At 60.0% G+C, this 26,524-nt stretch carries 26 protein-coding genes and 2 pseudogenes; 11 read left to right on the top strand and 17 right to left on the bottom strand.

From position 1 onward, the window contains the following. The first annotated feature begins 162 nt into the window (after nt 1-162). The 3 genes from nrdR to LI337_RS17570 all read left to right on the top strand — a co-directional run bounded on the left by nrdR (nt 163) and on the right by LI337_RS17570 (nt 3,519). Nucleotides 163-651 carry a transcriptional regulator NrdR gene (gene nrdR / locus LI337_RS20240; RefSeq protein ID WP_345777777.1) on the top strand — a complete coding sequence of 163 codons (489 nt, stop codon included), beginning with the start codon at nt 163-165 and terminating at the stop codon, nt 649-651. Between the two features lie 166 nt (nt 652-817). Further along, nucleotides 818-1,828, top strand: a complete 1,011-nt coding sequence (locus tag LI337_RS17575; RefSeq protein ID WP_227231222.1) for a ribonucleotide-diphosphate reductase subunit beta — start codon at nt 818-820, stop codon at nt 1,826-1,828. A gap of 2 nt (nt 1,829-1,830) precedes the next feature. Then, nucleotides 1,831-3,519 carry a ribonucleoside-diphosphate reductase subunit alpha gene (locus LI337_RS17570; RefSeq protein WP_227231221.1) on the top strand — a complete coding sequence of 563 codons (1,689 nt, stop codon included), beginning with the start codon at nt 1,831-1,833 and terminating at the stop codon, nt 3,517-3,519. 52 nt (nt 3,520-3,571) lie between these two features. On the opposite strand, the gene LI337_RS17565 is transcribed toward LI337_RS17570, so the two are convergent. The 4 genes from LI337_RS17565 to LI337_RS17550 form a co-directional block, all read right to left on the bottom strand. Further along, nucleotides 3,572-4,483, bottom strand: coding sequence for a DUF7551 domain-containing protein (locus LI337_RS17565; protein ID WP_227231220.1), 912 nt, complete (start codon nt 4,481-4,483; stop codon nt 3,572-3,574). 167 nt (nt 4,484-4,650) lie between these two features. After that, entirely contained in the window at nt 4,651-5,583 is a 933-nt protein-coding gene (locus tag LI337_RS17560) for an FAD-dependent oxidoreductase (RefSeq protein WP_227231219.1), read from the bottom strand. A gap of 1 nt (nt 5,584) precedes the next feature. Next, nucleotides 5,585-6,799, bottom strand: a complete 1,215-nt coding sequence (locus tag LI337_RS17555) for an ABC transporter substrate-binding protein (protein ID WP_227231218.1) — start codon at nt 6,797-6,799, stop codon at nt 5,585-5,587. Nucleotides 6,800-6,858: 59 nt separating this feature from the next. Next, a complete protein-coding gene (locus tag LI337_RS17550; RefSeq protein ID WP_227231217.1) occupies nt 6,859-7,869 on the bottom strand; it encodes a HEAT repeat domain-containing protein in 1,011 nt (336 codons plus the stop codon). 320 nt (nt 7,870-8,189) lie between these two features. On the opposite strand from LI337_RS17550, the gene LI337_RS17545 reads away from it, so the two are divergent. Then, complete coding sequence (locus tag LI337_RS17545) at nt 8,190-8,663, top strand: redoxin domain-containing protein (protein WP_227231216.1); 474 nt, start codon at nt 8,190-8,192, stop codon at nt 8,661-8,663. A 42-nt stretch (nt 8,664-8,705) separates the two neighbouring features. On the opposite strand, the gene LI337_RS17540 is transcribed toward LI337_RS17545, so the two are convergent. Both LI337_RS17540 and LI337_RS17535 read right to left on the bottom strand, forming a co-directional pair. Further along, on the bottom strand, nt 8,706-9,002 hold the full coding sequence (locus tag LI337_RS17540; RefSeq protein WP_227231215.1) for a DUF8011 family protein: 297 nt from the start codon (nt 9,000-9,002) through the stop codon (nt 8,706-8,708). A gap of 128 nt (nt 9,003-9,130) precedes the next feature. Next, the gene (locus LI337_RS17535; RefSeq protein WP_227231214.1) at nt 9,131-9,811 is read right to left on the bottom strand and encodes a class I SAM-dependent methyltransferase; all 681 of its coding nucleotides are present in this window, start codon (nt 9,809-9,811) and stop codon (nt 9,131-9,133) included. A gap of 225 nt (nt 9,812-10,036) precedes the next feature. On the opposite strand from LI337_RS17535, the gene LI337_RS17530 reads away from it, so the two are divergent. The 3 genes from LI337_RS17530 (at nt 10,037) to LI337_RS17520 (ending at nt 15,107) form a co-directional block, all read left to right on the top strand. Beyond that, nucleotides 10,037-10,468, top strand: coding sequence for a hypothetical protein (locus tag LI337_RS17530; protein WP_227231213.1), 432 nt, complete (start codon nt 10,037-10,039; stop codon nt 10,466-10,468). 80 nt (nt 10,469-10,548) lie between these two features. Then, nucleotides 10,549-12,441, top strand: coding sequence for a hypothetical protein (locus LI337_RS17525; protein ID WP_227231212.1), 1,893 nt, complete (start codon nt 10,549-10,551; stop codon nt 12,439-12,441). Between the two features lie 1,433 nt (nt 12,442-13,874). Continuing rightward, nucleotides 13,875-15,107, top strand: a complete 1,233-nt coding sequence (locus tag LI337_RS17520; protein ID WP_227231211.1) for an MAC/perforin domain-containing protein — start codon at nt 13,875-13,877, stop codon at nt 15,105-15,107. Between the two features lie 157 nt (nt 15,108-15,264). Here LI337_RS17520 and LI337_RS17515 read toward each other — a convergent pair whose 3' ends face one another. The 3 genes from LI337_RS17515 to LI337_RS17505 form a co-directional block, all read right to left on the bottom strand. Then, a complete protein-coding gene (locus LI337_RS17515; RefSeq protein ID WP_227231210.1) occupies nt 15,265-15,747 on the bottom strand; it encodes a cupin domain-containing protein in 483 nt (160 codons plus the stop codon). A gap of 153 nt (nt 15,748-15,900) precedes the next feature. Further along, the gene (locus tag LI337_RS17510; protein ID WP_227231209.1) at nt 15,901-16,941 is read right to left on the bottom strand and encodes a DUF7351 domain-containing protein; all 1,041 of its coding nucleotides are present in this window, start codon (nt 16,939-16,941) and stop codon (nt 15,901-15,903) included. A 129-nt stretch (nt 16,942-17,070) separates the two neighbouring features. Continuing rightward, nucleotides 17,071-18,072, bottom strand: a complete 1,002-nt coding sequence (locus tag LI337_RS17505; RefSeq protein WP_227231208.1) for a transcription initiation factor IIB family protein — start codon at nt 18,070-18,072, stop codon at nt 17,071-17,073. 383 nt (nt 18,073-18,455) lie between these two features. Between LI337_RS17505 and LI337_RS17500 the strand changes: the two genes are divergently transcribed. Beyond that, entirely contained in the window at nt 18,456-18,974 is a 519-nt protein-coding gene (locus LI337_RS17500) for an ArsR/SmtB family transcription factor (RefSeq protein ID WP_227231207.1), read from the top strand. 718 nt (nt 18,975-19,692) lie between these two features. Here LI337_RS17500 and LI337_RS17495 read toward each other — a convergent pair. The 3 genes from LI337_RS17495 to LI337_RS17485 form a co-directional block, all read right to left on the bottom strand. Then, on the bottom strand, nt 19,693-20,136 hold the full coding sequence (locus tag LI337_RS17495) for a toxin-antitoxin system TumE family protein (RefSeq protein ID WP_227231206.1): 444 nt from the start codon (nt 20,134-20,136) through the stop codon (nt 19,693-19,695). Continuing rightward, a complete protein-coding gene (locus LI337_RS17490) occupies nt 20,133-20,708 on the bottom strand; it encodes a DUF7342 family protein (protein ID WP_227231205.1) in 576 nt (191 codons plus the stop codon). Before LI337_RS17490 ends, LI337_RS17495 begins: the two co-directional genes overlap by 4 nt. Nucleotides 20,709-20,991: 283 nt before the next feature. Continuing rightward, entirely contained in the window at nt 20,992-21,348 is a 357-nt protein-coding gene (locus LI337_RS17485; protein WP_227231204.1) for a nuclear transport factor 2 family protein, read from the bottom strand. Between the two features lie 226 nt (nt 21,349-21,574). Between LI337_RS17485 and LI337_RS17480 the strand changes: the two genes are divergently transcribed. After that, the gene (locus LI337_RS17480) at nt 21,575-22,078 is read left to right on the top strand and encodes a TRAM domain-containing protein (RefSeq protein WP_227231203.1); all 504 of its coding nucleotides are present in this window, start codon (nt 21,575-21,577) and stop codon (nt 22,076-22,078) included. 16 nt (nt 22,079-22,094) lie between these two features. On the opposite strand, the gene LI337_RS17475 is transcribed toward LI337_RS17480, so the two are convergent. Continuing rightward, on the bottom strand, nt 22,095-22,319 hold the full coding sequence (locus tag LI337_RS17475; protein ID WP_345777772.1) for a DUF555 domain-containing protein: 225 nt from the start codon (nt 22,317-22,319) through the stop codon (nt 22,095-22,097). Between the two features lie 49 nt (nt 22,320-22,368). On the opposite strand from LI337_RS17475, the gene LI337_RS17470 reads away from it, so the two are divergent. Further along, nucleotides 22,369-23,595 (top strand): RNA-guided endonuclease InsQ/TnpB family protein, encoded by a 1,227-nt coding sequence (locus tag LI337_RS17470; protein WP_227231201.1) that lies wholly within the window; start codon nt 22,369-22,371, stop codon nt 23,593-23,595. A 17-nt stretch (nt 23,596-23,612) separates the two neighbouring features. Here the strand turns inward: LI337_RS17470 and LI337_RS20330 are convergent. The 3 genes and pseudogenes from LI337_RS20330 to LI337_RS17460 form a co-directional block, all read right to left on the bottom strand. Further along, nucleotides 23,613-23,744 (bottom strand): annotated as a pseudogene (locus tag LI337_RS20330) (DUF555 domain-containing protein); the annotation flags it as partial. Nucleotides 23,745-24,630: 886 nt separating this feature from the next. Beyond that, complete coding sequence (locus tag LI337_RS17465; protein ID WP_227231200.1) at nt 24,631-25,254, bottom strand: Cdc6/Cdc18 family protein; 624 nt, start codon at nt 25,252-25,254, stop codon at nt 24,631-24,633. Nucleotides 25,255-25,369: 115 nt separating this feature from the next. Further along, the gene (locus tag LI337_RS17460; RefSeq protein WP_227231199.1) at nt 25,370-25,603 is read right to left on the bottom strand and encodes a hypothetical protein; all 234 of its coding nucleotides are present in this window, start codon (nt 25,601-25,603) and stop codon (nt 25,370-25,372) included. Nucleotides 25,604-25,770: 167 nt separating this feature from the next. On the opposite strand from LI337_RS17460, the pseudogene LI337_RS17455 reads away from it, so the two are divergent. Next, nucleotides 25,771-26,037: pseudogene (locus tag LI337_RS17455) on the top strand (transcription initiation factor IIB family protein); the annotation flags it as partial. Here the strand turns inward: LI337_RS17455 and LI337_RS20235 are convergent. Continuing rightward, the gene (locus LI337_RS20235; protein ID WP_345777771.1) at nt 26,034-26,522 is read right to left on the bottom strand and encodes a hypothetical protein; all 489 of its coding nucleotides are present in this window, start codon (nt 26,520-26,522) and stop codon (nt 26,034-26,036) included. The pseudogene LI337_RS17455 and the gene LI337_RS20235 overlap by 4 nt on opposite strands. Nucleotides 26,523-26,524 lie beyond the last annotated feature (2 nt).

Raw genomic sequence — 26,524 nt, 5'->3', positions numbered from 1 at the left:
CGGATCGAGCAAGTCGATCTCCGCCGAGTACAAGTGTATTTGTACTACATCAAATTGGTTGGGGAAGTTTTATGTGGGTCCCGCCGGCACCAGATATTGCGGCTGAAGACGACAACCCCCACATATGGGGTTAAGGAGCTGGAGGGACACGTAGTGACAACTATGAACTGCCCGGACTGCGGGGACGAGCGAACACGCGTCGTCGATACCGAGACCAGCGCGGATGGAACTTCCATCCGGCGGCGTCGTGAGTGTCAACGCTGCTCGTTCCGCTTTACGACCTACGAACGTCCGGAGTGGGACTCCCTCCAGGTGAAGAAACGCGACGGAACCATCGACCCGTTCGACCGCGCGAAACTTCGCGCAGGGATCGAACGGGCCGTAGAGAAGCGTGACGTGGCCGAGACGACTGTGACGAGTCTCGTCGACGACGTCGAGAGCGCGCTGCAAGATCGAGAGACGCGCATCGTCTCGTCGAGTCTCATCGGCGAACTCGTCTCCGAGCGGTTGCGCGACGTCGACAAGGTCGCGTACATTCGATTCGTCTCGGTCTACAAGGCCTTCTCCGAACCCGAAGAGTTCCTTCGCGAACTCGATGCGGTCCTCGATGCAGAAGTCGACGACTTCGAAGCCCCCACCGACTCACAATGACACGAACACACAGAGCAAATGGACGTTCGGTCACCCCCCGACCGAGTGAACAGAGACCACGAACGGACGTACAGAAGCCACCGCGGGGGCATCCGAGTACACCGAACCGAGAACGACGGAAACAGAAGCCAACCACCGGCGGATGGCCCGTCCGGGGTACGTACCAATGACTGAACACAAACCCACAGACGAGGATGCAGAGACCGACATCTTCTCGGGACGAACAGAGCTCAAACCGTACGAGTACTCCAGGTTCCTCGACTACAAGGACGCGATACGGAACAGCTACTGGGTTCACACGGAGTTCAACTTCTCAGGAGACGTTCAGGACTTCAAGGTCAACACGACGCCCGCCGAGAAGACCGTCATCAAACGGACGATGTTGGCTATCGCACAGATCGAGGTGCAGGTGAAGACGTTCTGGTCAGATATCTACGAAGAGATGCCCAAAGCAGAAATCGGCAGTGTCGGCATGACCTTCGCAGAGAGTGAAGTGCGACACATGGACGCCTACAGTCACCTCCTCGATGTGTTGGGGATCACAGACGATTTCGAGCAGGTGACTGACGTCCCAGCCGTCAAAAACAGGATCGAGTACCTCGACGAATGTCTGGAACGGACTCGAAGTGACGACACGGAAGAGTACGTGATGAGCATCCTCCTGTTCAGTACGTTCGTCGAACACGTCTCGCTGTTCAGTCAGTTCCTGATAATGACGAGCTTCGACAAGTACGAGAAGAAATTCACGGGGATATCCAACGCCGTCGAAGCAACCAGCAAAGAAGAACAGATCCACGGGCTGTTCGGAGTAGAACTGGTCGAGACGATCAGAGAAGAGAACCCGGACCTGTTCGACGACGAATTCGAAGCGGAAGTCCAGGCGGCCTGTCGGCAGGCCTACGAAGCAGAGATGGAGATTCTGGATTGGATATTCGAAGCGGGAGACCTGGCATTCCTTCCCAGAGAGCACGTAGACGAGTTTCTGCAAGCCCGATTCAATCAGAGTCTGGAGAACGTCGGCGTAGATCCGATGTTCGAGACGGACGATGCCCTCCTCGACGAGACTCGCTGGTTCGACGAGGATATCATGATGACGAAGGACAACGATTTCTTCAGCAAACGATCGACCACGTACAACAAACACACGCAGAGCGTCACGGCCGAGGAGATGTTCTAACGATGTCACACGCAGCACTCACGCGAGTCAGAGAACAGCACGACGAACCCTTCTACTGGTTGAACGAGGACAGCGAGGAGTTCCTCAGGGAAGGATACCTGATCGAAGGGGTCGAACCGAGAGAACGGATCAGACAGATCGCGGAGAACGCCGAAGAGATTCTGGGCGAAGCGGGCTTCGCAGACCGGTTCTACGACTACATGAGCCGCGGGTTCTACAGTCTCGCAAGCCCAATCTGGGCGAACTTCGGACTCGACAGGGGCCTCCCTATCAGCTGCTTCGGCAGCTACATGGAAGACAGTATGGAGAGCATTCTCTACACCCACGCCGAAGTGGGTGAAATGACGAAGCTGGGCGGCGGCACGAGCGGATACTTCGGTGAAATCCGGCCACGAGGCAGCCCGATAACGAACAACGGAAAGAGCAACGGGAGTTACAGTTTCACAGAACTGTTCGACACTGCGATCAACGTGGTGAGTCAGGGCGAAACCCGACGAGGTCAGTTTGCAGGATACATCGACGTCGAACACGGTGACCTCGAAGAGTGGCTCAACATCAAGACCGAGGGTGATCCGATACAGGACATCTTCTACGGTGTCATCATCGGCGACGAGTGGTTCCAAGCGATGGTCGACGGTGACGAGGATAAAAGAGAGACGTGGGCAAAGATCATCGAGACACGGATCAACATCGGCGTCCCCTACATCATCTTCAGAGACAACATGAACGAGGGGAAGCCACAGGTCTACAAGGACAAGGGATACGAGATAAACGCGTCCAACCTGTGTACGGAGATCGCACTCCCAGCCACACCGGACGAGAGTTTCGTCTGCTGTCTCTCGAGTATGAACGCGCTCCACTACGACGAGTGGAAGGACACGGATGCAGTTGAAACCCTGACGCGCTTCCTCGACGCCGTGATGGAGGAGTTCGTCCAGAAAGCAGACGGAACACAGTTCATGGAACGGGCCGTGCGGTTCGCGAAACGACACAGAGCAGTCGGAATCGGCGTCCTCGGCTGGCACAGTTACCTCCAGAGCAACATGATCCCGTTCGACAGCATGGAGGCGATGCAGAAGAACGAGGAGATATTCCGGACGATCAAAGAGCGAAGTTACGAGGCGAGCGAAGCGCTTGCCGACGAGTTCGGTGAACCAGAGGTGCTCGAGGGATACGGCAGACGGAACACGACGACGATGAGTGTGGCCCCGACGAAATCGAGCAGCGTCATTCTGGGCCAGGTCAGTCCGAGCATCGAGCCGCTACAGTCGAACTACTTCGTGAGAGATGGAGCGAAGCTCAAGTCGACTCAAAAGAACAGATTCCTCGAAGCACTACTGAAAGAGCGAGGGAGAGACACGAGAGACGTCTGGGACAGTATCGCGAACAAAGATGGGAGCGTACAGCATCTCGACTGTCTGACGGACGAAGAGAAAGACGTCTTCAAGACCTTCGCCGAGATCCCACAGATGGCGATCATCAACCAGGCAGCCCAGCGGCAGAAACACATCGATCAGGCACAGAGCCTGAACGTCTCGATCGATCCAAGTGAAGTGAGCGTCAAAGAGATCAATCGACTCTACATCGAGGCGTGGAAGAACGGAGTGAAGAGCCTCTACTATCAGAACAGCGTGAACGCGGCACAGAAGTTCAGCCGAAATATCCTCGAATGCACGGCCTGTGAGAGCTGATCTCCCCGCCGTCGGTGTGGTAAAGCGGTCCGTCTGACCCCCGACTGCCATCTCACACCTCCCCGTCGATCGGGGCGCTCACGAGACCGTTCTGGTCTTCCGTGTCAGCGAGTGCGAACGTGAGTTGCCACCCACCGTCCACGGCCGTCACCTGAACGGATCGAGAGGATCGCTCTGCGTGGTGCCGGCAGAGCTCGAGGGTCAGCGGCAGGACGGGGAGTCGACCGTCGCGTGGCGAAAGCACGTAGCCGGAGATCTGAACGACCGCAGATCGTTCCTCACCATCGCGGTCGACCGAGTACGGCGAGCGCGTGAAGCTCTCGATCAGTCCTCGCTGTTCGAGCGCGGTAAGTGTCGCGTCGAGTGGGTCGTCGTCGTCTCTGGGCGAATCCAGCCGGGCTGCGGCGTCGGTGAGAACCTCTGCTTGCTCGCCGGGAGACAGACTGCCTCGAAGTTCACTGGCCATGCTCTCGAGCAGACACAGACACAGTTCATCGGGGTCGTCGACAGTCTCTGCGAGTTCGAAGTACGCGTCCATGACGGCTCTCTCGACGGCGTCGTAGCCTGCACTGGAGAGCGTCTCGAAGACGGCTCCTGCCACGCGGTGACAGAACTCGACGAGATCACGCCGCGCGGGCGTGGTGCTGTCGGGTACCACGGGGTCGGAGAGACGGTGCTCCGGTCTCTCACTCGACTCCCGTGGGTGTCCCACCGTGTCGTCGCGGGGCGTCTCACAGACGATCAGGTCGTAGTAGGGGACCTGCGGGTCGTATCGACGGAGTGCCGAGCGATACTGTGCTGTCGCGCGGGCAGCGGCGCGGGCGGTGGCACGGTCGGAGAATCGGTGCCCGGCCGCTGGCACCGGCCGGTCGCCCGTGCGTCCACAGCGGACGTAGTACTGGCCGTCCTCGGTGGCGAGGGCGTCGATGTGTTCTCTGATGTCGATGAGTGTGGGGCCAACCATGGGTGGTCCTGTGGATCGGCTCTTTCGGCTAGTTCTCCCCGAGACTGTGCTGGCGACGCTGTTGGTCCGGGTGGGGCTCGACCGAGCACTCGAACAGCCGGTCGAGTGACCGCGCATCGCGGGCCGCTCGTTCGGGCCTCTCGATCCCTCCACAGTCGGCTGGCAGGTCACTCACGAGCGGGCTCACCTCTGTCACCGACGTACTGTTCGATCTCCGCATCGTCGATCGCGTCGAGTACTCGGTCGGTCCCGATCGTGTCCACGAGACGCCGGAGTCCTCGTTCGGCCTCCTCGTCGATCTCCTCGTCGGTGCGGCGTGTCTCGAACGCGCGGTCGATGTAGCGTTCCCGGAGGTCCGCGAGCCGATCGTCGGCTACTTCGTCGGCTTCGATCTCGTTGTGGAACCACTCGCGCCAGCGATCCCTGTCGGCCCACTCACCTGCGAACTCCGCGTCGCCACGAAGCCAGTCGTAGTGTGGGGCGACGCCTCCCGAGTACCCTCGTCGGTGCCGCCGGTCTTCCAGCAGGCATCGAGCGACGTGTGCGCCGTGTCCGGCCACGACGATGGCCTGTGCGCTCCGGTCGCCAGCAGGGGACGCGACGTACAGCCCCTCGATCGGGGTTCGTCCATCCGCGTCGGCGTACTCCGTGTCGAATCGTTCTTCCACTTCGCCGTGGTGTTCCTCTTCTGTGAACATCGCGTCCTCGTCGAGCGAGCGGAGATAGGAGCCGTCGTACCACGCCGCAGCCACGACGGACGACGCTGTACACCTGCGTCCCGTCTGCGTCTCCACCACGAAGGGGTCGTCTGCGTCCTCACGTTCGACCGAGACGACCGTCTCCGGGACGATCTCACCGCCCACCTCCTCGACGTGGGCGTGCAGCAGGTCGTGGAAGACGCCGACGTCGATGCCGCCGGGGAAGCCGAGATAGTTTTCGAGATAGGCACACCGCCGGAGGGCGGCACTCCCCTTGTCGAAGACGACCGTGTCGAGTCCGTACCGGGCGGTGAACAGCGCGGCAGCGCAGCCTGCTGGCCCCCCGCCGACGATGACCACGTCGTGGTCGACAGCACGTTCTCGCTGGCTCGAATGGCCCATCTCAGATGCTCCCGTTGACGATGTCTGCAACGCGCTGGCGGTCGAACAGTTCTTCGTCACCGGTCACCCTGCCGAAGACTTCGGGGTAGATCTGTTTTGCGGCCCGTTCGGTCAGGAACAGGTTCTGGATCGGCCCCTGGTTGAGGTACCCCCCGCGGTAGACGCGCTCGTTTTCGACCGCGGTGAGTTCGCTGCCGACGGGGTGGTCCTGCATGTACCCCAAGACGACGTCGCGGAACTCTTCGGCGCTCTTGCGCTCCTGACCACGGATCAGGATCACGTCGGGGTCGACCTCCAGCAGGTTCTCGTAGTCGAGTTCCCCACGGTTCGTCGTGCTGAGGTTCTCGATGTCGGTCCCCGCTAGCGCGTCTTTCACGCCGAGGTCCCGCCACTGCTTCTTGCTCGTGCCCTTGTCTTTGAGCCGGTACGGCGAGAACGTCGATGGCTCGTCCGTTCCCTCGTAGGTGAGGAGCACCCGCGGGCGCTCCTCCTCGGACGGTAGTTCGGCCTGAATGCTCGCGATGAACTCGTCGTGGAGCGCGCTGAAGGCCTCGTAGCGGTCCTGGGTCTGGAACATCGCGGCGACCTTCTCGAAGGCCTCGTACAGCGTGTAGTAGCGATAGGTGTGCCAGTCGTCGGACCGGCGGAAGATCAGGTTCGCGAAGAAGGGCGCGACGTTCTCGCTGATCTCTTCGACGTCGGACCGGTCCCAGTCGAACCAGTTTACCAGCATCTGCGGGTCGTAGAGGTGGACGTCGGCGTCGATCTCGTAGAACGCCTCTTTGGTCCTGACCTCGGGGAACGTCTCCAGAGGGTCCTCCGGAACGTCCACGCCGGGCAGTTCGTCGTAGATGGATCGGTAGTACCGCTTCGCGTAGCCGCTACCGGCGAGGCCGTCGGCACGACCCAGCGCCACCGCCATATCTGCGTAGCCGCCGTCGTAGGCGACCCACCTCTCGGGCGGCGACTCGAAGGTCACCTCGCCGACCGGCGCCATCTCTACGGAATAGGAGCTGTCTGCGGCCGTCGGTTCCGTTGCTTCGGTGTCGGTCGTCGGGGCGCTGTCGGTAGCCGTGCCACTGTCGGTCGTGGGCATCGCCCCCGAGTCACCCTCTCCGGTACAACCGGCGAAGAGTCCGCTGCCGACGATCGCCCCGCCGTACTTCACGTAGTCCCTGCGCGTCGGTGTTTCGTGATCGCTCGAATCGTCTCCCATACGGTTTAGGCTCACCTAAACGATCAAAAGCGTACCGAATTTTAGGCCAGCCAAAAACGTCAGCGCGGAGCACCGCAGCCCGGACACATCGGCGGGCCGCTCTCGGGCAGATCGAACCCGCAGTGGGGACACGCGCTGCCGTCAGGTGTGGTCATCTCCTCGACCACCTCCTCCGTGGCCTCTCGTATCGACTCTCTCGTCCCGACTCCGTCCGGGTCTTCCCCGGACTGTTCGGCGGCACCCTGCCGTCGGCAGAACGCCAGTCGGTCGGTCAGAAACGTCGGTGGCTCCTCGCGCTCGCCCGCACCGTCACCGAAGGCAGGCCCTCCCTCGACTCCGGTGTCGGATCCCGCGAGGAGGCCGAGCGCCTCGGCTGCACGCCCCTGCACGTACGGGTTCTCATCGGCCAGACGCGCCTGAAGCGGTCCTGTTGTCTCGGCCAGGGTCCCGGGATACTCACACCCGACGACTACCAGCGCCGTACAGAGGTGATACCGGACGAGTTCGTCGTCGTCGTCGAGGTGCTCGGCCAACGACGAGACGTGATGGCGGAGTCGACTCGGGTCTCCGAGTGCGACGTGTGCCAGCGCCTTCGCCAGTTTCTCTTTGACCTCGGGTTCGTCGAACGCCAGTCCGATACGGAGGTCCGCGAGCGTCTCCGGGTCGGCGACCGCTTCGGGCGCTTCGACGGCGACGTACCCGAGCGCCTCGGCGCATCGCGCCCGGACGTAGTAGAACTCCTCCTCGTCCGCCAGTCGGTCGGCGAGAACGTCGACGCCGGACAGGACGACCGTGGGTTCCGACTGCGCCAGCGCGACGAACAGTTTCGCGGTGGTCAGCCTGACCGCCCGGTCCTCGTCGGTCAGGAACGTCGAAAGCGGACCGACGAGGTCAGCAACGGAAGACGGCCGCTCGGCAGCGAACTCCCGAACCGCCTGCAACGCACGCTTGCGAGTCTCACCATCGGCCGCGCCGAGTCGGTCGAGACACGCCACGGTCTCCTCGTGTGTACCCTCCTGGAGGAGGTCGGGTAGGTGGTCTGGCGGTGGCGGCTGGTCTGAGTCACGCATCGGGCCGGTTGGTCTGTGAGTGGTTTTCACGACTAGTCGCTTCAATCCGGTGGTCCAGCGCCGGCCTGCGAACCCTCTGGTGAGTCTCTCGATCGTCGAACGGTATCGGGACGTGGAGAGAGTGTGGTCACGTCGGTTCTGTCGGCACGACCGGGACTCGACGTCGGAGACCCCCGACCCGCCCTCGGACCGTGCCTGTCCGATGACCCACGCCTCCGAAGCCGGAATCGAACATAGGGAATCTGTTCTCCGCGATTCGGAGGCATCCTCAGATGTTCGGCCAAGGGTTTAGCCCACTACGTCCGTTACTGACAGACGATATGGTCTCAACAGGAGAAACTGCTCCACGCTTCACGGCGACCTATCGTGGGAGCGATCACGAGACGTTCGATCTCGACGAGCACCTCGGCGACGGACCGACCGTGTTGGCCTTCTTCCCAGGGGCATTCACCCCGCCCTGCTCGAACGAGATGGTCGCGCTGCAAGAGCATCTCGACGAACTCACGGAAGCAGGGGCGACGTTGTTCGGGGTGAGTGCCGACTCGTCGTTCGCGCAGGGTGCATTCACCGAGGAGTACGGTCTCGAGTTCGATCTGGTCAGTGACATGGCCGGTGACGCGATTGCGGCGTACGACCTGTCGGTGGACCTCCCGGAACTCGGCCTCTACGGTGTCGCCAATCGGGCGGTGTTCGTCCTCGACGAGGACGGCGTCGTGACGTACACCTGGGTCGCAGACGACCCGACGAACGAACCCGACTACGACGAACTCATCGACGCTGTCCACGTAGTCTGACGACCCCGAGACGCCCCAACACGCGGTGACGGTGTTCACGTCCTACAGGAGTAGCTCCGGGGTGAACACGAGAAGACAGAGCAGACTCGCGAGTGTGAAGATACCGGCGAGTCGAAAGAACCCGGCCGTCCGATTCCAGTCGCTCGGTAACGCCTCGGCCACGCCGGCCAGCGCGGTCCCAGCAACCATGAACACCAACCAGTAGTTCGTGAACGGAGCCCCTCGGAACCACGACCGAGCGAGTATCAGCGTGAACGCCACTGCACTGCCGAAGTGGACGAGTGCGACTCCCGGTCCAGACGGGTCACTGAAAAGGGTTTCATCGACGAGGGAGGGCATAGGACCTCGTTCGAATCGGAGATAGAAATATCGGGGGGAGAGCTCTCGGGTTTCGTCCACAGACAGAACACTCTGTTCAGCTCTACTGAAGTGAATCAGGCAGTCCAGAAGACACCGTACGCAGTGGTTCAGGTGCTAGGAGAGCCTTCGTCTGTTGCCTTCTCGGCCACGGCGATGTAATTGGTTCCGAGGGCAAACGCCCGAATGAACTCCGCCGCGTCGAATCGAGCCCGGAGCTCCAGCCACACGTCCTCCTCCGAGTTCCAGTTGCCGAAAAGCCGATAGAACCGTCGGATGAGCGGATTCAGTACCTTCGGCGGCCCTTCGGGGACGAGACGTATCTCGTATACCGCGAACCGACCGCCGGGGCGCAGCGAGTCGTACGCACACTGAACAGTCGCGGTGACGTCGGGAGTGGCGCTCACGGCAGTGGTGGCAACGACACCGTCCAGTTTGTTGTTTGCCACGACAGGCGTGGTAGCGTCCGCTTGGAGCAGATTCACGTTCTCCCAACCGTGTTCGTCGATTCGCGCCTGCGCTCGTTTCAGCATCGCACGACTCAGATCCACAGCAATCACCTGTCCCGCGGGGCCGACCACCTCCCGGAGCATCTCGAAGTTCACGCCGGGGCCGCACCCGAGATCGAGGACCGTATCCCCGGTTTCGAGGTCCAGCTGGTGGATGGTCTCTCGCCGGACAGCGACGGTATCGGCCTCGACAAGTCCCCAACGAGAACTCCAGAAATCCCATCGACGACGGCTGCGATCAAGTTCGGACCGGTGCTGAGCATCTCGTCCCGGGTCGTCCATCGGCGGTACCCCCCAATCGCGCCTCGGCGTCGGCGCTGCTTGACTCTTTATGCTCTTTTCGCCACACATACCTATCAGTGGGAGGAGATTTCAACAGGGCCTCTGGTTGGTATCCGTACCAAGTCTCCGTCCACGAGGCGGGCTCTGTCGCACGGGGGTTCAGATGTCACCGGTTCGTACATTTCACCCAAACAACTTCAGTCACACAGGGGCTATCTGGAGACGATGGCCGACGGTCACCACTGGTCTCCAGTGTCGAGGTCTACAGTCCGTGCCTTCGCCGCCGGCGGCGGCCTCAGCGTCCTGTACACCGCTATCGTCCTCGCGTACAGCGCGCACCCGGCGACGAACGTCTCGGTCGCAGGGTCGCTGTGGGTCGCACTTGCCGTCCAGTCCGCGATGGCACTCGGGACCGTCGGTGTCCCCGTGTTTCTCTGGGAGAGATATGACATTCGAAGTCCCGGAGCCCTGTTGGTCGTACTCCTGGTGTTCTGGCATATTCTCGTTGAGTTTCCACCGATCGGAACCGGGCAGGGTGACTCGCCCGGCTTCCTCTTCGTGTTCGCGGGCGCACCGCTGTATGTCGTTCTCTATGCCGTCCTTGCCAGTGGAGAGGTGGTGCTTCGCCGTCGTGGCGTCGCTCTTGGAACGCGATGAAAGCGAAATACGAGCTCTGATCGATTTGACAACCATCTTCCTTTGAACTACGAACGGCTGTTTTGCTAGTGAGGATGCCTGTGGGTTCGATGTGGGGTATTCTTCGAAGACATACGAATAGAGGCTTCTGGCGGCGATACAGCTATGCGTCGCTAGTCGGTGTAGAGTGTGAGGCTGACCAGAGCCTCACGAATGGAATTGGTACAATTCCAATGAACAGTAGCAACACTCCCGATATGAGCGTATCGGGTACAAACAACGAAACGACAGAACCGACCACGACAGATGCGACCGCTTGCACGCGGCAGACCGACACGCCATTCCCCTCCTTCCGGGCCGACCGGGAGTACAGTGAGCGTGCTGATTCTCTCGATGACCGTACCGCACTGGTGCGGAGACTCGTGGGAATCTTGCACGCGCTCGTCACCGACGACACCGAGTCGTCGACGAGCACCACGACCGATGGGACGGCATCCGAGTCGACAGCGTACACCGAACGAACCGCCTCGAAGAACGAGTACGGTACCCGGACGGAACCCGTCGACGGCGTCTACGGACAGACCGCTGACGGTGACCCGGTGGTTGCCCCGGCCGGCCGACTCGCCGCGAGCCGCATCGACGCCAACTGGACGCCCGGAGACACCCTCTTCGACCCCGACAGGGCCGGAGACGTCACAGCGTCCGGACCGAACGCCAGTTTCCTGTTCGCCGAACAGTCCGGTGACCAGCAGACGACGTTCGCGATCACGTACGACCGCACGGCGGGCCCGACGCTCGTCGATCCGAGTGGTGAGCGCATGATCGGCGTTGCGAGCGGCCTCGAGTCGACGATGCCCCGGACAACTCCCGCGACGACGCAGGATTCTGTCCGGAGCCGATTCACCTCGATGCGTGCTCATTCCCGTTCTCAGGACCGGGACAGCGCGCTCGATCACACGGTGCTGGAGACGTTGCCGGTTGCCGAACAGGCACGTCTACGACGACTCCGTGCGTTCGACATCCCGGCCGATCCGACACCCGAAGACACCTCTGAAGGTGTTCCGACGGCAGAGGTGGAAGTGCAGACGCCCGACGGGCGACTCACGTCACTCGGTGAGCTATTCGTAGAACCCGAGCAGTTCGCCCGGAGTTCACTCGAATCGATCGAGTACTCCCTCGCTGTCGCAGCCGAGATGCAACGCGTCACCGACGGTATCCTGACTGCCCGGACCGATCCGGACACTCAGCCAGAAACCGTCGAACTCGTGGGCCATGCGAAGTGGCTGGCCAACCGATACGACGAGTACGCTACACAGCGTCCGTCGTCAGCCCAACTCGCCGAGGCGCGTGCCGAACGCGCAACTGCGGCGTACCGCGAGCGGATCCGACCGCTCGCAGAGCTCGATTCCGAGCAGCACGAGGAAGTCACCTGCATGGTAGACCGACTGCTGAGTGAGGAGTTCGACCGAGTCGTCGAGATTCGAAAATCTCGACTCACACTCGGGATCGACCTCGCAACGCGACTGCATGACGGCACTGAGCCGACACAGGCACTGCTCCGGCAGGCCGACGCCGAGGCGACCGACCCACGGAACGTCCTGACGGTCGGCAACGTCCGGTATACGTCAGTTGACTCCACGCGGGGACGCTTCTCGACGCAGGGAACGGTCTCCCGGTTGTTCGAGAACACACATCCCGCGATCAAGCAGGCTGGCCTGTTGAGCGACGACACTGGTGTCATCAAGTTCGCCATCTGGCGAAAAAGCGAGTGGGACGAGACGCGTCCAACACCCGACCCGACCGATGACGGCCGGACGCTCGTCCGTTCACACCGCCATCCAGAGCTACGCGAAGGCGACGTCGTGCGCTGTGAGAACGTCGTGAAGCGATGGTACAACGGTGACCCGACGTTCGAGACACGCCGGGACAGCAGCCTGACCATCGTCAAGCGATCCACAGACGACCAGCAAAATCGCATGAGGAATGATCGGTGATGTCTGACGACTGCAGAGACCTGTAGCGAATCGTAGTACGCAGAGTCCACCCCCGGACTCAGAACTCTAACCCCCCTTTCCGCGAACTTGACCTGAAGACAGTGAACAGGTGCACTGAATTCTGGAATGGGCTCAGGTCAGATGGGGAACAGGTGTGAACCTACCGGGGCCCAGCCAGTGTGTACACACCGATCACTCCGAGTGAGAGAAGCCACACCACGACCAGCGAAACCAAAGCAAGAACTGCCACACCAGAATGACATCCTCCCCGCGGTGAACGATGGGGTTTCCCCATCCGCGCTCGGGGTCGGGCTGGCCATCGCACCACTGAAAACGGTGCGTGGGACTCCAGTCCGTCGGACGGGGGCAATTCCACCCGCTTGCGCGAGGTGTCTCGGTTTGTGCGCGAAACGTGAGTCCCGGGCGGAATGTGGCGTATTCTGCGTCCCGAGAGACGCGGTATCTCCTTGCAACGTGCATCCCCGCCGTCCACGAGGGAGTCGGGGGATGCCCCCAGTCGCAGATTTCTCCGCGTCCGAGCACGGGTCGTGCCATCGACCTGCGTCACCCCTCTGCCACGCTGGTGACGCTCACACGGGCGAGGTTCGCATTTTGGTTGCCGTGTTTCCACGACCTCGTGACGCCCTTTCGGGAACGGTATGGTATTCTTCGTCGTGCGGGCGGACATCAATCCAACCGCCAACTTTTGCCCAGTGAGTTACCGGAGAGGCGACCCCGACCAGCATAAACACGAGGTTCGGACTGAGAATGGTCGGATTCACGCCCGCCCTGAAGGGCGGGACTCTCTCCTTGTATCAGGTAGCTGGCCGCTGTCGGCAAGAGGAATCTGAGGCCGACCGGGACCAGCAGAATCGAAAGTTCGGCGTATCCGAACACTTCTCCACGCTATTCGCCCGTCCGTAGGTTCGAAGCCCTCACTCACGCCGTCTCGTATCCTACAGTGGATCGTACGCGCTTACAGCGGCATGCCTGATACGACGCTGTATCGAGGGGCTCTATCGTGGTGAAGTGCCTAGGTCGGGAACCGCTGTGCAGGCTCCCATCGCCGCTCGATTCCAGCATTCTAGTGTTTTGACGATTGCAACTGGAAATATAGCTATAATTGCTGTTTATAGCCCCAAACATCGTAACCAATAACAATTATGAATGGGTCAAACCGGAGACGGTTCCTTCGTGCAATTGGGGCCGGAACAATCGCTGGCCTCGCAGGGTGTGCAGACCGCGGGAGGCCAATCGGCGAAACGCCCAGTGAAGGCAGTGATACCATCGGCGAAACACCCAGTGAGGACAGCGATCCCACGACTGAAGACAGTGAGGCCCCACCGAGTGGCGTTGCGTTCCCCGGTCTCGACTCGATCGGGTTCAGCTACGACGTGTTCCGCGGGCAGTTCGCGAGTCCGGAGTCGACGAGGATGCCACTGTTCGAGTTGGGCGATCCAGTCGAGTTCGACACCAGCGGTGGGCTGTTCTACAAGCCCGAGACCGTCCGCGTCCAGTGGATCGAAGATGCACGGATCACCGCGACGAGTGGCACACAGGCCAGCGACTACCAGCGCAATCTGGCCACGCAGGTCGGCCTCGAAGGCGGCTACGGCTTCTTCAAGGGATCACTCGACTTCCAGTTCAACGAACTCCAGCGCCGGAGTACGGTGTACAATTTCGTGACGCAGACCGATCAGTACGACATCGCCCTGTTGACCCTGGACCCGGACGTCCCGATCACAGAACTGCTCAGAGAACGGGCCGCGACTGATCTGGAGACGGCAGACCCGACCGTGCTGTTCGATCGGTACGGAACCCACTACCTGCACAGCTTGATCGTCGGCGCTGCAGCGACCTACAGCGCCGCGACGAACACCACGAAGTATAATTCAGAGGTGGACTTCGCCGTCGCAGCAGAGATGTCGTATCGTGGGGTGACGGGCCAGCTCTCGGCCAATCAAGAGACCCAGTACAGTGAAGCGATCGAGGAGTTCCGAAAGGCGTCGACGGTCAAGGTGCACGCCCGGGGCGGCCAGGCAGAGTTCGCCGGCAAGATCGTCGACGGATCGTACGACGACTGGCGCAAGAGCATCCGCCAGAACCTCGTGTTCGTCTCGTTGAACGCCGATAGCTTGCGGCCACTCTGGGACCTGTGTGAAGACGAGACACGACGGGCACGACTCGAAGCCGCTTACAAAGAGTACTCTGGTGGGTTCGCCCCGGAACCGGATCCGACTATCGCGCCGGTGTACGGCTACTCGACGGACAGCCCCCGGCGGTGGTACTTCTCGCTGAGCCGGTCTGATCTGGCTGACGGTGGCTGGCGGCTCCACGACGAGCCGTTCTTCCACGTCTCGACGGTACCCGGCGGGGAGAGAGTGCCTGTCTATCGGCACTCGGCTCCGAACCCGATCCGCTACAAACTCTCGGTCGAACAGCGTCCGGGTCACGGCTGGTCTGACGAGACCGAACCTGTCTGGTACGCCTATCCTCCCAACCCACAAGAACACGACGGCGTGCCGGGTCGAGAGGGCATTTACGGGTTCGTGGATCCCAACAACCGAGGGACGTCAGGCTGGTTCTACAACGTTCGCGACGGCGATCGTGGCTGGGACCGGGAAGAACTGACGTTCTACGCGGACGACGTGGACGGCAGCTCGTAGACATCGGCGGCGAAGATGACAGAGTCGCTCAGCACGTCGACGGCAAAACGGCCGGGCAGGTGTGCCACGGTCATCGACGAGTCGGTGGGGGCAGGCAGGGGGCAAAGTGGTCGGCGAGGCCAGCGGCGCGGCTGGAACGGCGGACGTGAGATTCGGCCTACATCTGGAGGGAGTGTTCCGCACAGAGCTTCGGGATGCTCTCGAGGTCGGCCTCGAAGCCGTAGCGCTCACCGATACGCAGGAACTCCGCGATCGACTCACAGTCCGACGGGTCGAGCGGGGTCAGTGGTGCGACCTCTTCGAAGAACTCGGAGAACTCACCCGGCGCGATGACCTCAAGAAACCGGAGCGATTCGTCGCCTGCGTTCCAGAACGTGTGCCAGACGTCCCGGCTTTTGACGACGGACTCGCCGGCGGGCACGGTCGACAGTTTCCCGTCTGCCAGCACCGTCATCTCGCCTTCCAGCACGTAAGAGATCTCGTCCTCGCGGGTGTGCCGGTGAAGCGGTGCGGCCAGTGTGTGTGGCGGGAGCGTGTGGTCGACAATAGCCACGTTCGCCTCGTTGTCCGTCCGTGCGACGTCCAGCCGCGCACCGAGTTTCCCGAGGTCCACGTTGTAGTGGTCTGTTGTGATCGACATGGGCAGTCAGTGCTACACGGCAGCTGGGATTAACTGTTTGGAGAATGATAATTCTCTCAGAAAATCGAGTGAATATCCGTTCTCCTCGGGGACAAGGAAGCGCTGTCACTACCGATGGCGGTGAACACAGACCGGATTGGTCCTCGAGCGAGGCTACTGAGCAGTGTCGACTACCGTCAGGTGTTCGTCCAGCGTCAGCGTCATCCTGTCCTCGGCACCGATATGGACGAGTACGCCGAAGGGGTCCTCGGTCACGGCAGTAGTCATCCGGGTCCGTGTGAACTCAAAGAGGTCGTTGAGCGAGGGTGCGAGCGCGTTGATTCCCTGCGCATACAGGATACCGATAACGGGTGCCAGACCCATCACACACAGCTCGACTGGAAGTCGTTTGACGAACCGACAGGTGTCACACCGGAGTTCGCCCCACGCGACGAAGGGAGTCCCGCAGTCTCGACACATCCGGTCGGAGGCCGCGTCGTGTCCGTCACACACTGAGAGGCTGCCGGTGACGGCACTCGCACAGCCGGGACAGACACCCTGCATCATCGACGTCAGATCCAGCATACACCGGTAGAGTTCCGTCGCGAGCGCCTCGTCGGGTGTCCGACCGACCAACCCCGGTGCCGGGAACGGCGCGTTCAGAAGGGTCCCCTCAGGAGCTGCGTCGCCGAAGACTCCAGCACACTCGGTGCAGGCAACGCGGAGCCACTGGTCCTCGTACGTGGCTGTCACTGCGCCGCCACACACAGGGCACTCCGTCTCCACCTCGCCAGCGATCTCGACGTCGTGTTCGCCTGCGACCGTGGCGACCGTCCGTGCAAGTCGCTTTCCCGCGCCGCTCAGCCGATACCCACCGTCCATCTTCCGAACGAACTGTGGGACGAGCTTCGAGAGGTGGTAGTTGAATCGACCATTGTCACTGACGTCGACGCGGGTACGGAGTTCAGAGAACGACATCGTCGACGCGCTGTTGTCGATGTCTTCGTACGTGTGGAAGCGATCGGCCATCCAGAGGACCCGAATGATCGAAAGCCGCGTTCTGTCGCCCAAGATCGCAAACGCCTCCGCCGGTGACATCCCAGCCTGCTCGGTGTTCGATGACTGTCCTCGTTCTATCATGTAAAAAGCTACCACCCCACACGAGATAAGCTGATATGACATCCTCTCTGGCGTGAACGCCCGGGCTTCCCACACGAAGGGACTGCCAGTAGGTTCTCGCTGGCGGAGGGTTTTGGCGCTTGGATCGGTGTGAGTGTCATCTGCGAGGCTGTCTCGCTCTGCTCGCTCACTACAAAGTGAACTGCTGACCAGTCCGTCGCGCCCTCAACACATCTCACTACGCTCGTCAGTCTGACTCAGTTCACAGCCGTACCGGCTGACCCGCCCAGTCGTGGTCTCGACGATGGGTGAGACAGCGGTGACAACCACGCTCTGTGTTAGCCGGAGATCTGCCGCTTTTGCTGCGACGTACACGGCTGCCGACGCGACAGTCAATCGAGTGGTGCCAGGACCGATGCGTCGCTCATCAGCCAGCCGGATGAGCCTCGCTGCGTGCTCTCCGATCGAACACAGGTCCTCACCAGTCAGTTCGTCTCGAAGCGCATCCAACACCGTTTGCACGGCATCCTGTCGTCCCGGTGGACACGACTCGACGAGATCGAGGCCAAGCCGGATCTTCCGCGCACCAGCACAGCCACGTTCGAGCGACGTCCGAGAATCGCGGATGAGCATCTCGATCGCCTGCGGACAGCCTGCCTCTCGCGCGGCGACGACCGCTGCACCGGCCGAGAGCGACTCGTAGGACATCCGACCACCGGGAAGCCCCGCCTCGAACGCGTCTCTGAACAACTGCGTTGCGCGCTCACAGACGAATTTCGGGAGGCCTGCAGTCGCGCCTATCGTCCGGATGTCGTGTAGGGCATCAGTCAGCAACTCCTCTCGGCTGTCGCGCTCCCAGCACTGTCGCCGCTCCATCCGGCGCACCAGCGCGAGTTGCCGCGACGAGAGTGCGTTGCCCTTCGCGTCGAAATACGAGAACGAGAACGTCGACCCGCGCTTGTCGATGAAGTACGGTGAGTGCCGCTCGATCGACGCCTGACTGTCATGGTCGGCCCCAGCACCGAGATCGGCGAGGGTCGGACCGTGATCGAGTGGACGGTCTGAGACGAGGACACCACAGCCGTCACAGTAGGTCTCGTGCCGGACGGTCACGAGTCGGTCGTTGCACTCCGGGCATCTCGACGCCGGAGGAGAGAGCCGCTCACTGGAAGACTGCGTTTGTTCGACAGCGATACTGTCTGCACTCGTTGGTAGTGTCTGTGACATCGAAGCCAACCCCGACCACGCGAGACCCGAGCGACTGCCGACTCACTCGACACCGCTCACGCCCGCCTGGCCACTCGATTGCCATCGATAAATTCTGCTGGCGAAGAGAGGGCATCCATCCAGACTGTGCCACCTCAGACAGCGTGCTCAAACGCCCGGACGTGGATGATGTGCGTCCATCGGACTGTCACAGAGTCTCGACAAAGGTGAAGTGCTACCTTTGCTGAAATACTGTTGAAATGATAGTTTACACCCCCGGTATATCGCCATTCTTCAGGATTCCAACCCCTCAGCTGGCAGCAGGCAGCGAATTGCGCCTTACTAATTCAGTATATTGAATCAAATTTCAAAATCCTAATGATGCTGGAGATCCGAGTATGCCTATGAGCGATACAGGAACCACGGACCACACCGAAAAGGTCGTTCGGATTCGGGAAGTTGCGATGACGGTTCGCGAACCAAAAAATGCGGGCGAGATAGCTGATGCTGCTGGTGTTGCCCGGAACACGGCAGAAAAGTACCTCACCCAACTCGTTGAGGCTGATAAACTCGCAACGATCCAGCGTGGCCGTGAGACCTGCTACTATCCAGATCCAGTCACCCAGTATTTCGATCAGATCCGTGACCTCATTAACGAGCATCAGAAGGACGAACTCACGGCTGAATTAGCTGCCATCCGGGAGGATATCGACGAGTGGAAGGATGCATACGGCGTGGAGTCTGCTGACGAACTCCGGGCGACCGTCGGTGATGATATTCCGGCAGCCGAACGCAGACAGCGACAGCACAACGCAGAAGACTGGGAGTACTACGAGCACCAAGCCACGCTCATCAAGCAGGCAATCCAGCTCTACGACACGATCGAGGCGACTCGCGATAATCGGCTCGCATCCGCCAACTGACTCGGTGACAGCGAATGGGAAACTCACCGATTCCTGGAGACACGCATCTCCACCGATATGAGGTCCACAAGCGAGTCGCGACGCGTCTTCGACGAGAAACTGGCGTCACGGGCGTGAACGCGGATCCAAGTCCGATGCGTCCAGTTCGTCTCGTGGCGACACTCGATCGTGCGGTCTTTGCTGCTCAGGATCTGGATGCTGGCGACGCAACGCTCGAGTTCGAGTGGCGTCCGCATTCCGAGCGCGATGAATTCCGCATCCAGTACAACGAGCCGGGGACACAGTGGTCATGCGGTTGGCATCAGGACGAAACCCACGAGAACCTGGGCCCGAGTCACTTCCAAGTTGATCACAAAGAGTGGTCAGTACCGCACCGCGAATCTGCATCGTTCACAGATTCGAATCCGATGGCAATCCTCGATACCTGCCTCACAGAGCTTCGAGACCGTGTCCCGACTCTCCCAGAAAGCGTTCGCCCGAGTTCGTAGGACACTACCCGGTGACATCCTCCCCGCGGTAAACGGCGGGATTCTCTCCTCGAAGAAAGATAGGTGTTTCACCGTACTCGTTCAGCATCGGCTCCTTCCTCGAATCCCTCATCTTTGGCACTGCCGTCACTCACCAGCGTCACCTCGTCATTGTCGTACCGTGAGATGTACTCTTCACCACCGAACCACGGAGAAGATACCCGAGCGACTGTCGACTCACTCGACACCGCTCACTCTGCCCAGAAGGCGCGCTGTCGGTCCTCAATCTCTGAAAGGACCATCGAGAGGACATCTCGCCAGTCCGTCGGGTGTGATGTATCGTCACCGGGTGTCGGTGCATCAGGCCCTGGATGAACGTGGTCACGGGTGTTGTGATCGGACGGGTGTCTGTCCCATCGGTGGTCAAACTCGCCCCTCTCGTGTTCCTCGTGGTAGTGTAGCGAGAAGTTTCCGTTTTCGAACCAAACGATTTCCAGGCGGGCACCACGGAATCGTTCTGGGTAGAACCGTCGGTCGTACACGCACACCAGACGGTCCGGAGCAAACGCCGGCTGCTCATCGATCCGTTTGAAGCGATCATCAGCCGAGAAACGCTCTCGATTAGCGTCGAGTCGGTCGAAATCAATCGGCGAGCCGCTACGCAAGTCGGACGGGTTTTCGTCGCCCCCACTCATACCGCGGACTGTAGATCAGCGCCGTCACCGGACTCGGTCGTGAGGGCTCGTTCGAGCAGCACCACCCGACGACGTGCTGTTTGCCACGCGGAGAGACGCTCCCAGACGTCTTCGATGGATCGATCAGTCTCGCTCGCATAGCGGGAAATCGAAATCTCATCCGGTGATCCGACATCGAATTCGCTCTCTAGGTTCTCTGCGCGCTCTGACTCCGTCTTCAGAAAGTCAAGAAGCTCTTCAGTGGCGTACTCCTGGCGGAGCTTCTGGACCCGTCGCCAATTCAGGTACTCCTGGTTCCGCTCGTAGGTGGCTGGCGATTCCGTGACCTGTGTCACGATTCCCATCCGTTCGAACCAGTCCAAGTACTCACGTGCGGCATCAACACCGTGTCCCGCGAGTTCGGCGACGTCGTTCGCCGTCGCTGGACTGTCAAGTGCGAGGACGGCGTCGAAGAAATCGTCCCGCGTTCGCTCCCCCCGGACGAGCTCCTCCGGGGGTGTCAACGCCTCGAAGTCGGGGGCCTCAGCACGCTCATCGGCATCGGCACTCAGTTCCTCGCGCGGTTCTTCCATACTCGGTTCCTCGACCTGGGACGGAATAAATCTTTTTCACACGTAATATTCCGCCACAGCGATCACAGATACCGTGCAGACGGCTTGAAAACTCGGAGAACAGCATGTTTTCAGTCTGACCGGTGGAGTGGGTGTTTCGATTTACACCGAGGCCATCCAGATGCGCTCCGAGTTCGGGTTAAGACGATCTTAACCAACAATCGAGCTGTGATTGATCGGGCTGTTGGTTAAACACGGATACCGACTGCGCGCGCAAACCAGTAGTAGACGTACGGAGTTGCAGTTACTCGTCGACGGGGGTTTGTTGATGAGTGAGGAGTTGCCACGAACCGTTGGCTTCGACGTACGTCGTAGTGACGAGAGCAGTGTACTCAGAGCCATCCCCACTGCGTTCTGCAACTGCTCGGTAGATCAGCTGGACGACGTCCTCACCGACGTCGATCAGTCGCGCCTCGTCGAATTTGAGACGCCGCCATCTGTCGGCACTTCCGAGTGAGTCCAGCACAGCTGACCGATCTAGGATGCCAGTCGGTGGAGGAAATACCATCACAGCATCCTTCGAGAGTATATCCTCGTAGACTTCCTCGTCGGCGTTCCACAACTGCCGTTCCAATTCGAGTAACGACTCTTTGGTGGCCATGATCGACTGCAGAACAGCTTCGTGAATAATTGTACCCCTGTCTGCTACCGGCATTCCCGGACGCACACGTGCACCGTGATAGAGTTCACGAGCGTTTGACCGTTGTCGCCACTCTCTCGATCTCACGACAGTGCACCCGCTCGTGAGAAACGAAACCGACTGTTGAATAGTTCTCTCTTTCGGACAATCCAGAGGATATATTCTCGCTCCACCGGTTAACAGACCAATGCAGCTATCCACGCCGCTGTGTCTGTTCACCGGACGGATCGAACGCGAGAACGGGGAGTACGTGCTCACGATTCCCGAACAGGAGATCGACCTCGGCACGCTCGAGGCTGATGAGATCTATCGAGTCGGAGTCTACCCTACTGATGCAAGAACAGGTAGGGGTCGAACACACGAGCAAAACTCGACAGTACAGAGGCCGTTGGTCACGCATGGGACCCAACGGGCAGAGAAGTCGGTTCAGGATAGAGGCGCATCAGATACGTCACCGAGTTCGGATCGGTCGGATGTCTCGATCAACTCCCAGCCGGACCAGCCACCAGTGACTGAAGGTGAGACACTCGAAGTCGAGATAGAGGGCATGGGCGAGAAGGGCGACGGCCTCGCCAAAGTGGGTCCGGGATACGTCGTCTTCGTCTCAGACACTGAAATCGGTCAGCAACCACTCGTTCGGGTCACTACCGCTCGTGAAAATTTCGCCTTTGCCGAGGTCGTCGAACAGTAGTCGCTACGCGGCAGTGCTACTCTCGAGAGTTGACGAAACCGAGTGGTGTGTCCGGGACGTGCGGGCCGATCTCACGCCGGGCGATGATGCCGGCTTCTTCTGGACTCTGGGCTCTGACTTCGACGGTCAACAGCAGGCCGACCAACGCTTGGCCTGCGACGACGGTTGCGACCTCCATCTCAGTTTTACAGAAGTACAAGGAGAATGCCCCGAGGCTTGACCTCGGGGTTGAATCCGACACTTCGTGAAACAAACCATTAAGTCAACACGTTCCTGATCAAGAGACAGCGATGGAGTACAGTCACCGCTACCACGCCTACCCAACCGACGAGGTAGCGGAGCGACTGGAATACCATATCGACGTCCATCGCCAAGCGTACAACTACACTCGATACGAATACGAACACGTTGACGCCGACAACATCGGCTCAGCGTACAAACACCACTACCGACTCCCCGACTGGAAACGCGATTTCCCCGTCTTCTCCGAAGTGAACTCGAAGGCTCTGCAACGAACCGTCACTCGGTTCTATCAGAACCTCTCGAACCTTTCCGAGAAGAAGCAGAATGGACACAAAGTTGGGAAGTTGAAGTGGAAGTCTCCGACCGAGTATCAGAGTATGACGTATTCGCAGTCCGGCTTCAAACTTAAAAACACGAGTGGCCGACACGCAACGTTAGAACTCTCCAAAGTCGGAGACATTCGCATTCGCTACCACCGCCCGATTCCTGACGAAGCAGACATTAAGGAAGTCACCATCAAGAAAGAGACAACCGACGAATGGTTCGTCTCTTTCGGACTCGAAACCGAAGACGCTGACATCCCCGAGAAACCCGCCGTGGACTCACTCAACACGAGCAACAGCGTGGGCATCGACCTCGGCATCCTCAACTACATCCACACCAGCGACGGCAAGACCGTGGATTGGCTTGACCTCGAAGACGACTACGAGCGACTCCGACACGAACAGCGTAAGTTATCTCGAAAGGAGAAGGGGTCGAACAACTACGAAAAACAGCGAGTCGAAGTAGCCAAAGTCAAACGTCGGATTCGACGGAAGGTGCTGGACTACCAGCACAAAATCACGACGTGGCTTGTCAAAGAGTATGATGCCGTGTTCGTGGAAGACCTGAACGTCCAGAGTATGCTTCAGGACGACGGTAACGCCCGAAACAAGCAGGACGTTGCGTGGAGGCAATTCATCACGCTCCTCGAATACAAGGGCGACCTGTACGGTACACACGTCAAGCAGGTCGAAGCACGAGGGACCACCAAAGAGTGCGCGTCGTGTGGTGTGGAGACGGCGAAACCCATCTGGGTCAGAGAACACTCCTGTCCGTCGTGTGGTTTTGAGTGCGACCGTGACGCGAACGCTTCGTTGAACGTCTTGAAACGCGGTTTTTCTGAATTAGGGCTGGGATGGCCCGAATCAACGCCCGTGGAGACTGCGCTCCCTACGGACACCCATTCGGTGTCTGCAAAGCGCGTCGTAGAAACGGGAAGCCTCGGGGCTTGACCCCGAGGCGATTCACAGCCGCGACAGCGGGCTGTCTGCACCGAAATATCGGCCTTTCGGACTGGCCCACTGACGGTGGCGAGGCACTTGCCGAGTTCGGCGACAGCGATGTTGATCGCGTCCTGTGCGGTGGCGACGTTGTGGACGATCTACGGGACTGGAAAGGTCACTTCATACCAGTGTGCGGCGGGTGTGGTGGTCATTGCATGTCTCCGGGGCTGGGCGGGTACACCGATCTTGGTCGGGAGAGTCCGGGGCACGTCTGTCTTCGAGAACCAACTGGCCTGACTCTCTGAGCCAGCTTCGGACTATCCTGAACTTACCCCTCTCTGTTACAGTGAATTCTCATGGAGCGAGGGAATATATACTCCTCTGTGGCGTTAGCGACACGTTGACTGTGGGGATCGAGTGAGGGGGGAATCGGTGTGACCGCCGTCCCTGCTCTTCTGGCGCTGGCAAAGTTGTATCGAACGCTCTGGTATCAAGACCGTTGGCCAGAAACCACGTCTAGACGGCTTGAAAGCGCTGAGATAAGCATAGTTTCAGTCTGAACGAGGGGTGTGAGTCGGTGAGTGAGAGAACGGCTTCGGTGGTCTGAGTCGCACTCTCGTTTCTACCAATGCTGAGGCAGAATATTTGATGGCTCATGGAAGACAACCGTCTTACGGCTCAAGAAGCATGAAATCGAGGGTTTAGACTCGACAGGTGGGATGGTCGAAGAGTGATATTGTGCAGGCAGTCACCAGAGACGGACGTTCCGGCGTACACGAATTGCGGACGTACCCGGGGGCCAGCACGGCGAGTTAGAATACCGAGTCGAAGACATTCGACCCTACGAGATTGATCTTGGTGTCTTCCGATCACCACCGTCCTGATCAAAGCGTTCCGTCCACTCAATATCAAAAGGGTATGACGAGATAGAAGTGATCGGGTGGTCCAAGCGTAGCCTCATTTCTGGCTTCACAGAACCTCTCCTCAATCCTGATGTATTGCTAGACCACAGGACCGGACTTTGACGACTGCAACCAGTCGTGGCTACTCTTCAGTACTACAGGCATCGACCACCAACCCAGGTTCATGCAGAAGTCGGTTCACTACACGGAGCCCTTCAGCCCGACCACGACTCTCTGTTTCTTGCTCGATGAGATCGAGGAATTCCAGTTCGTTGAGTAGGTCACGAACACGGCGTTTCTTCAGCGTCTCGTAGCTGTTCCGCTCGCTCAAGTCCCTGTAGAACTCGTACACATCTTCGTTCGGGATTGCAGGGTCAGACTCTGAGGACGACTGGATCAGTAAGGCGAGTGACCGGAGCAACCGTTGAGAGTGCGGCGAGGTCCCTTCGATCAACTCCCGGATTCGCTCTTTGCCCTCCTCCCGGTCTGCGTCATAGACGTGTTCGATTCGAACCCCGTCGTCGTCGTTCTCTTGGGCAATCTCGCCAGTGAACCGCAGCACGTCGATCGCTTTCCGCGCATCGCCGTGTTCTTTCGCTGCGACAGCCGCGACGAGGGGGATGACGTCGTCGTTCAGGACACCATCTTTGAACGCCGCCGACCGCGACTGAAGGATCGACTGGAGCTGATCGGCGTCGTAGACAGGGAAAATGAGTTCTCGTTCACAGAGACTCGATTTTGTGCGTTCTCGGGAATTAACCAACACGTGGTCGATACCAACGGTCAGTGTTGGTTAATTCTCTTACAACCTACAGCCTCCTCTGTCATTGCGTTGCGACAGCCGTCGCTTATGGGACTGAGAACTACAGCTGCTATCCCCGTCAGGGGCGGGGTGGAATCCGCAGTTCCTCGTCGACCTCGTAGAGATTCCCTTTCAGAAGCAGTTGTTCGATGTGGGCTCGCGCATCGGGACGCTCGAAATCCTGCTGTACGAGATGGCCGACGGCCGCCTCTCGGGTGAGCGTCTCGTCATCGCTCGCTGTGTCGAGATACTGCTCGAGGTGTTCGAGCACAGCTTCCTCCTTGGAGTTGATCGGCGTCCGCGAGTTATCCATCACGTAATAAATGGGCATCGTTTGTGTTGACGATTGGGGTGGGTTCTCCGTATCGCTGTGAGCCAGCGTCGAACCATGTCGGTGGACCCCAGACGACGCGGTCGCACCCGTACCCGGTCTGATTCAGGAATACCCTTGACGAGTTGAGACGCACTCGCTGACACCAGTCTGTCCGTCAGTTCGTACCGCGCCTCGCCTCGGACCTCGAGTGTCCGGACGAAATCCGACAGCGGGCCCGCACCCTCGCGGAACAGGCCGAGGAGCGCGGCGTCACGACGGGCGTCCATCCGGCCGGGTTCGCCGCAGCCTGCCTCTACAAGGCCGGTCGCGAGGAGGGGCGATGGCTGACGCAAAGTACCGTCGCGGAGACTGGGAACGTCACGCCAACCACGGTTCGGACGCATCACGAAACGCTCGAAGAACTCACTGTCTAGACGGGCCAAGTCGGAAGCGAGGGGATCCCATTTTCCCAATGAATCGCCTCTACTGCCGCTGGGAACTGCTGCAGTCGGTCATCAAGAACAGCGAGCGGGTGTGCATCGAGAAACGTCGCGTTATGCCGATTGACGGGTGCGTCTTCGTAATTGAGTTGGATGTGACAGGGCCCAAGGTCCGGTTGGTCGGCATCTTGGTGGAAGCCGACCATCAGGTTCCGGTCTGGTTCGACCCAGTTGATACGGTAGTATTCGTGGTCGACGCCGGCGGGGTACCAGAAACGAATCTCCAGTCGGGCGGTCTCCGGGTCGTAGGAGTCACTCAGGAACGTCGTCGGGTCAACATCCGCAATGACGTACCGAGGCCGTCGTCGAGACGGGCGATACCGCACGTCCTCACACCCAGCCTGCCTCGACAATCGGTCGTGAACGTCGCGGAGGAGGGTCCGCTGTGTATAGCGGTCGCGACCGGCAAGAAAAATCATAC

The organism is Salinirubrum litoreum, assembly GCF_020567425.1.
Classification (GTDB): Archaea; Halobacteriota; Halobacteria; order Halobacteriales; family Haloferacaceae; genus Salinirubrum; species Salinirubrum litoreum.
Note: the sequence above shows the minus strand (reverse complement) of the source record. Positions and strands in the feature narration are given on the sequence as shown.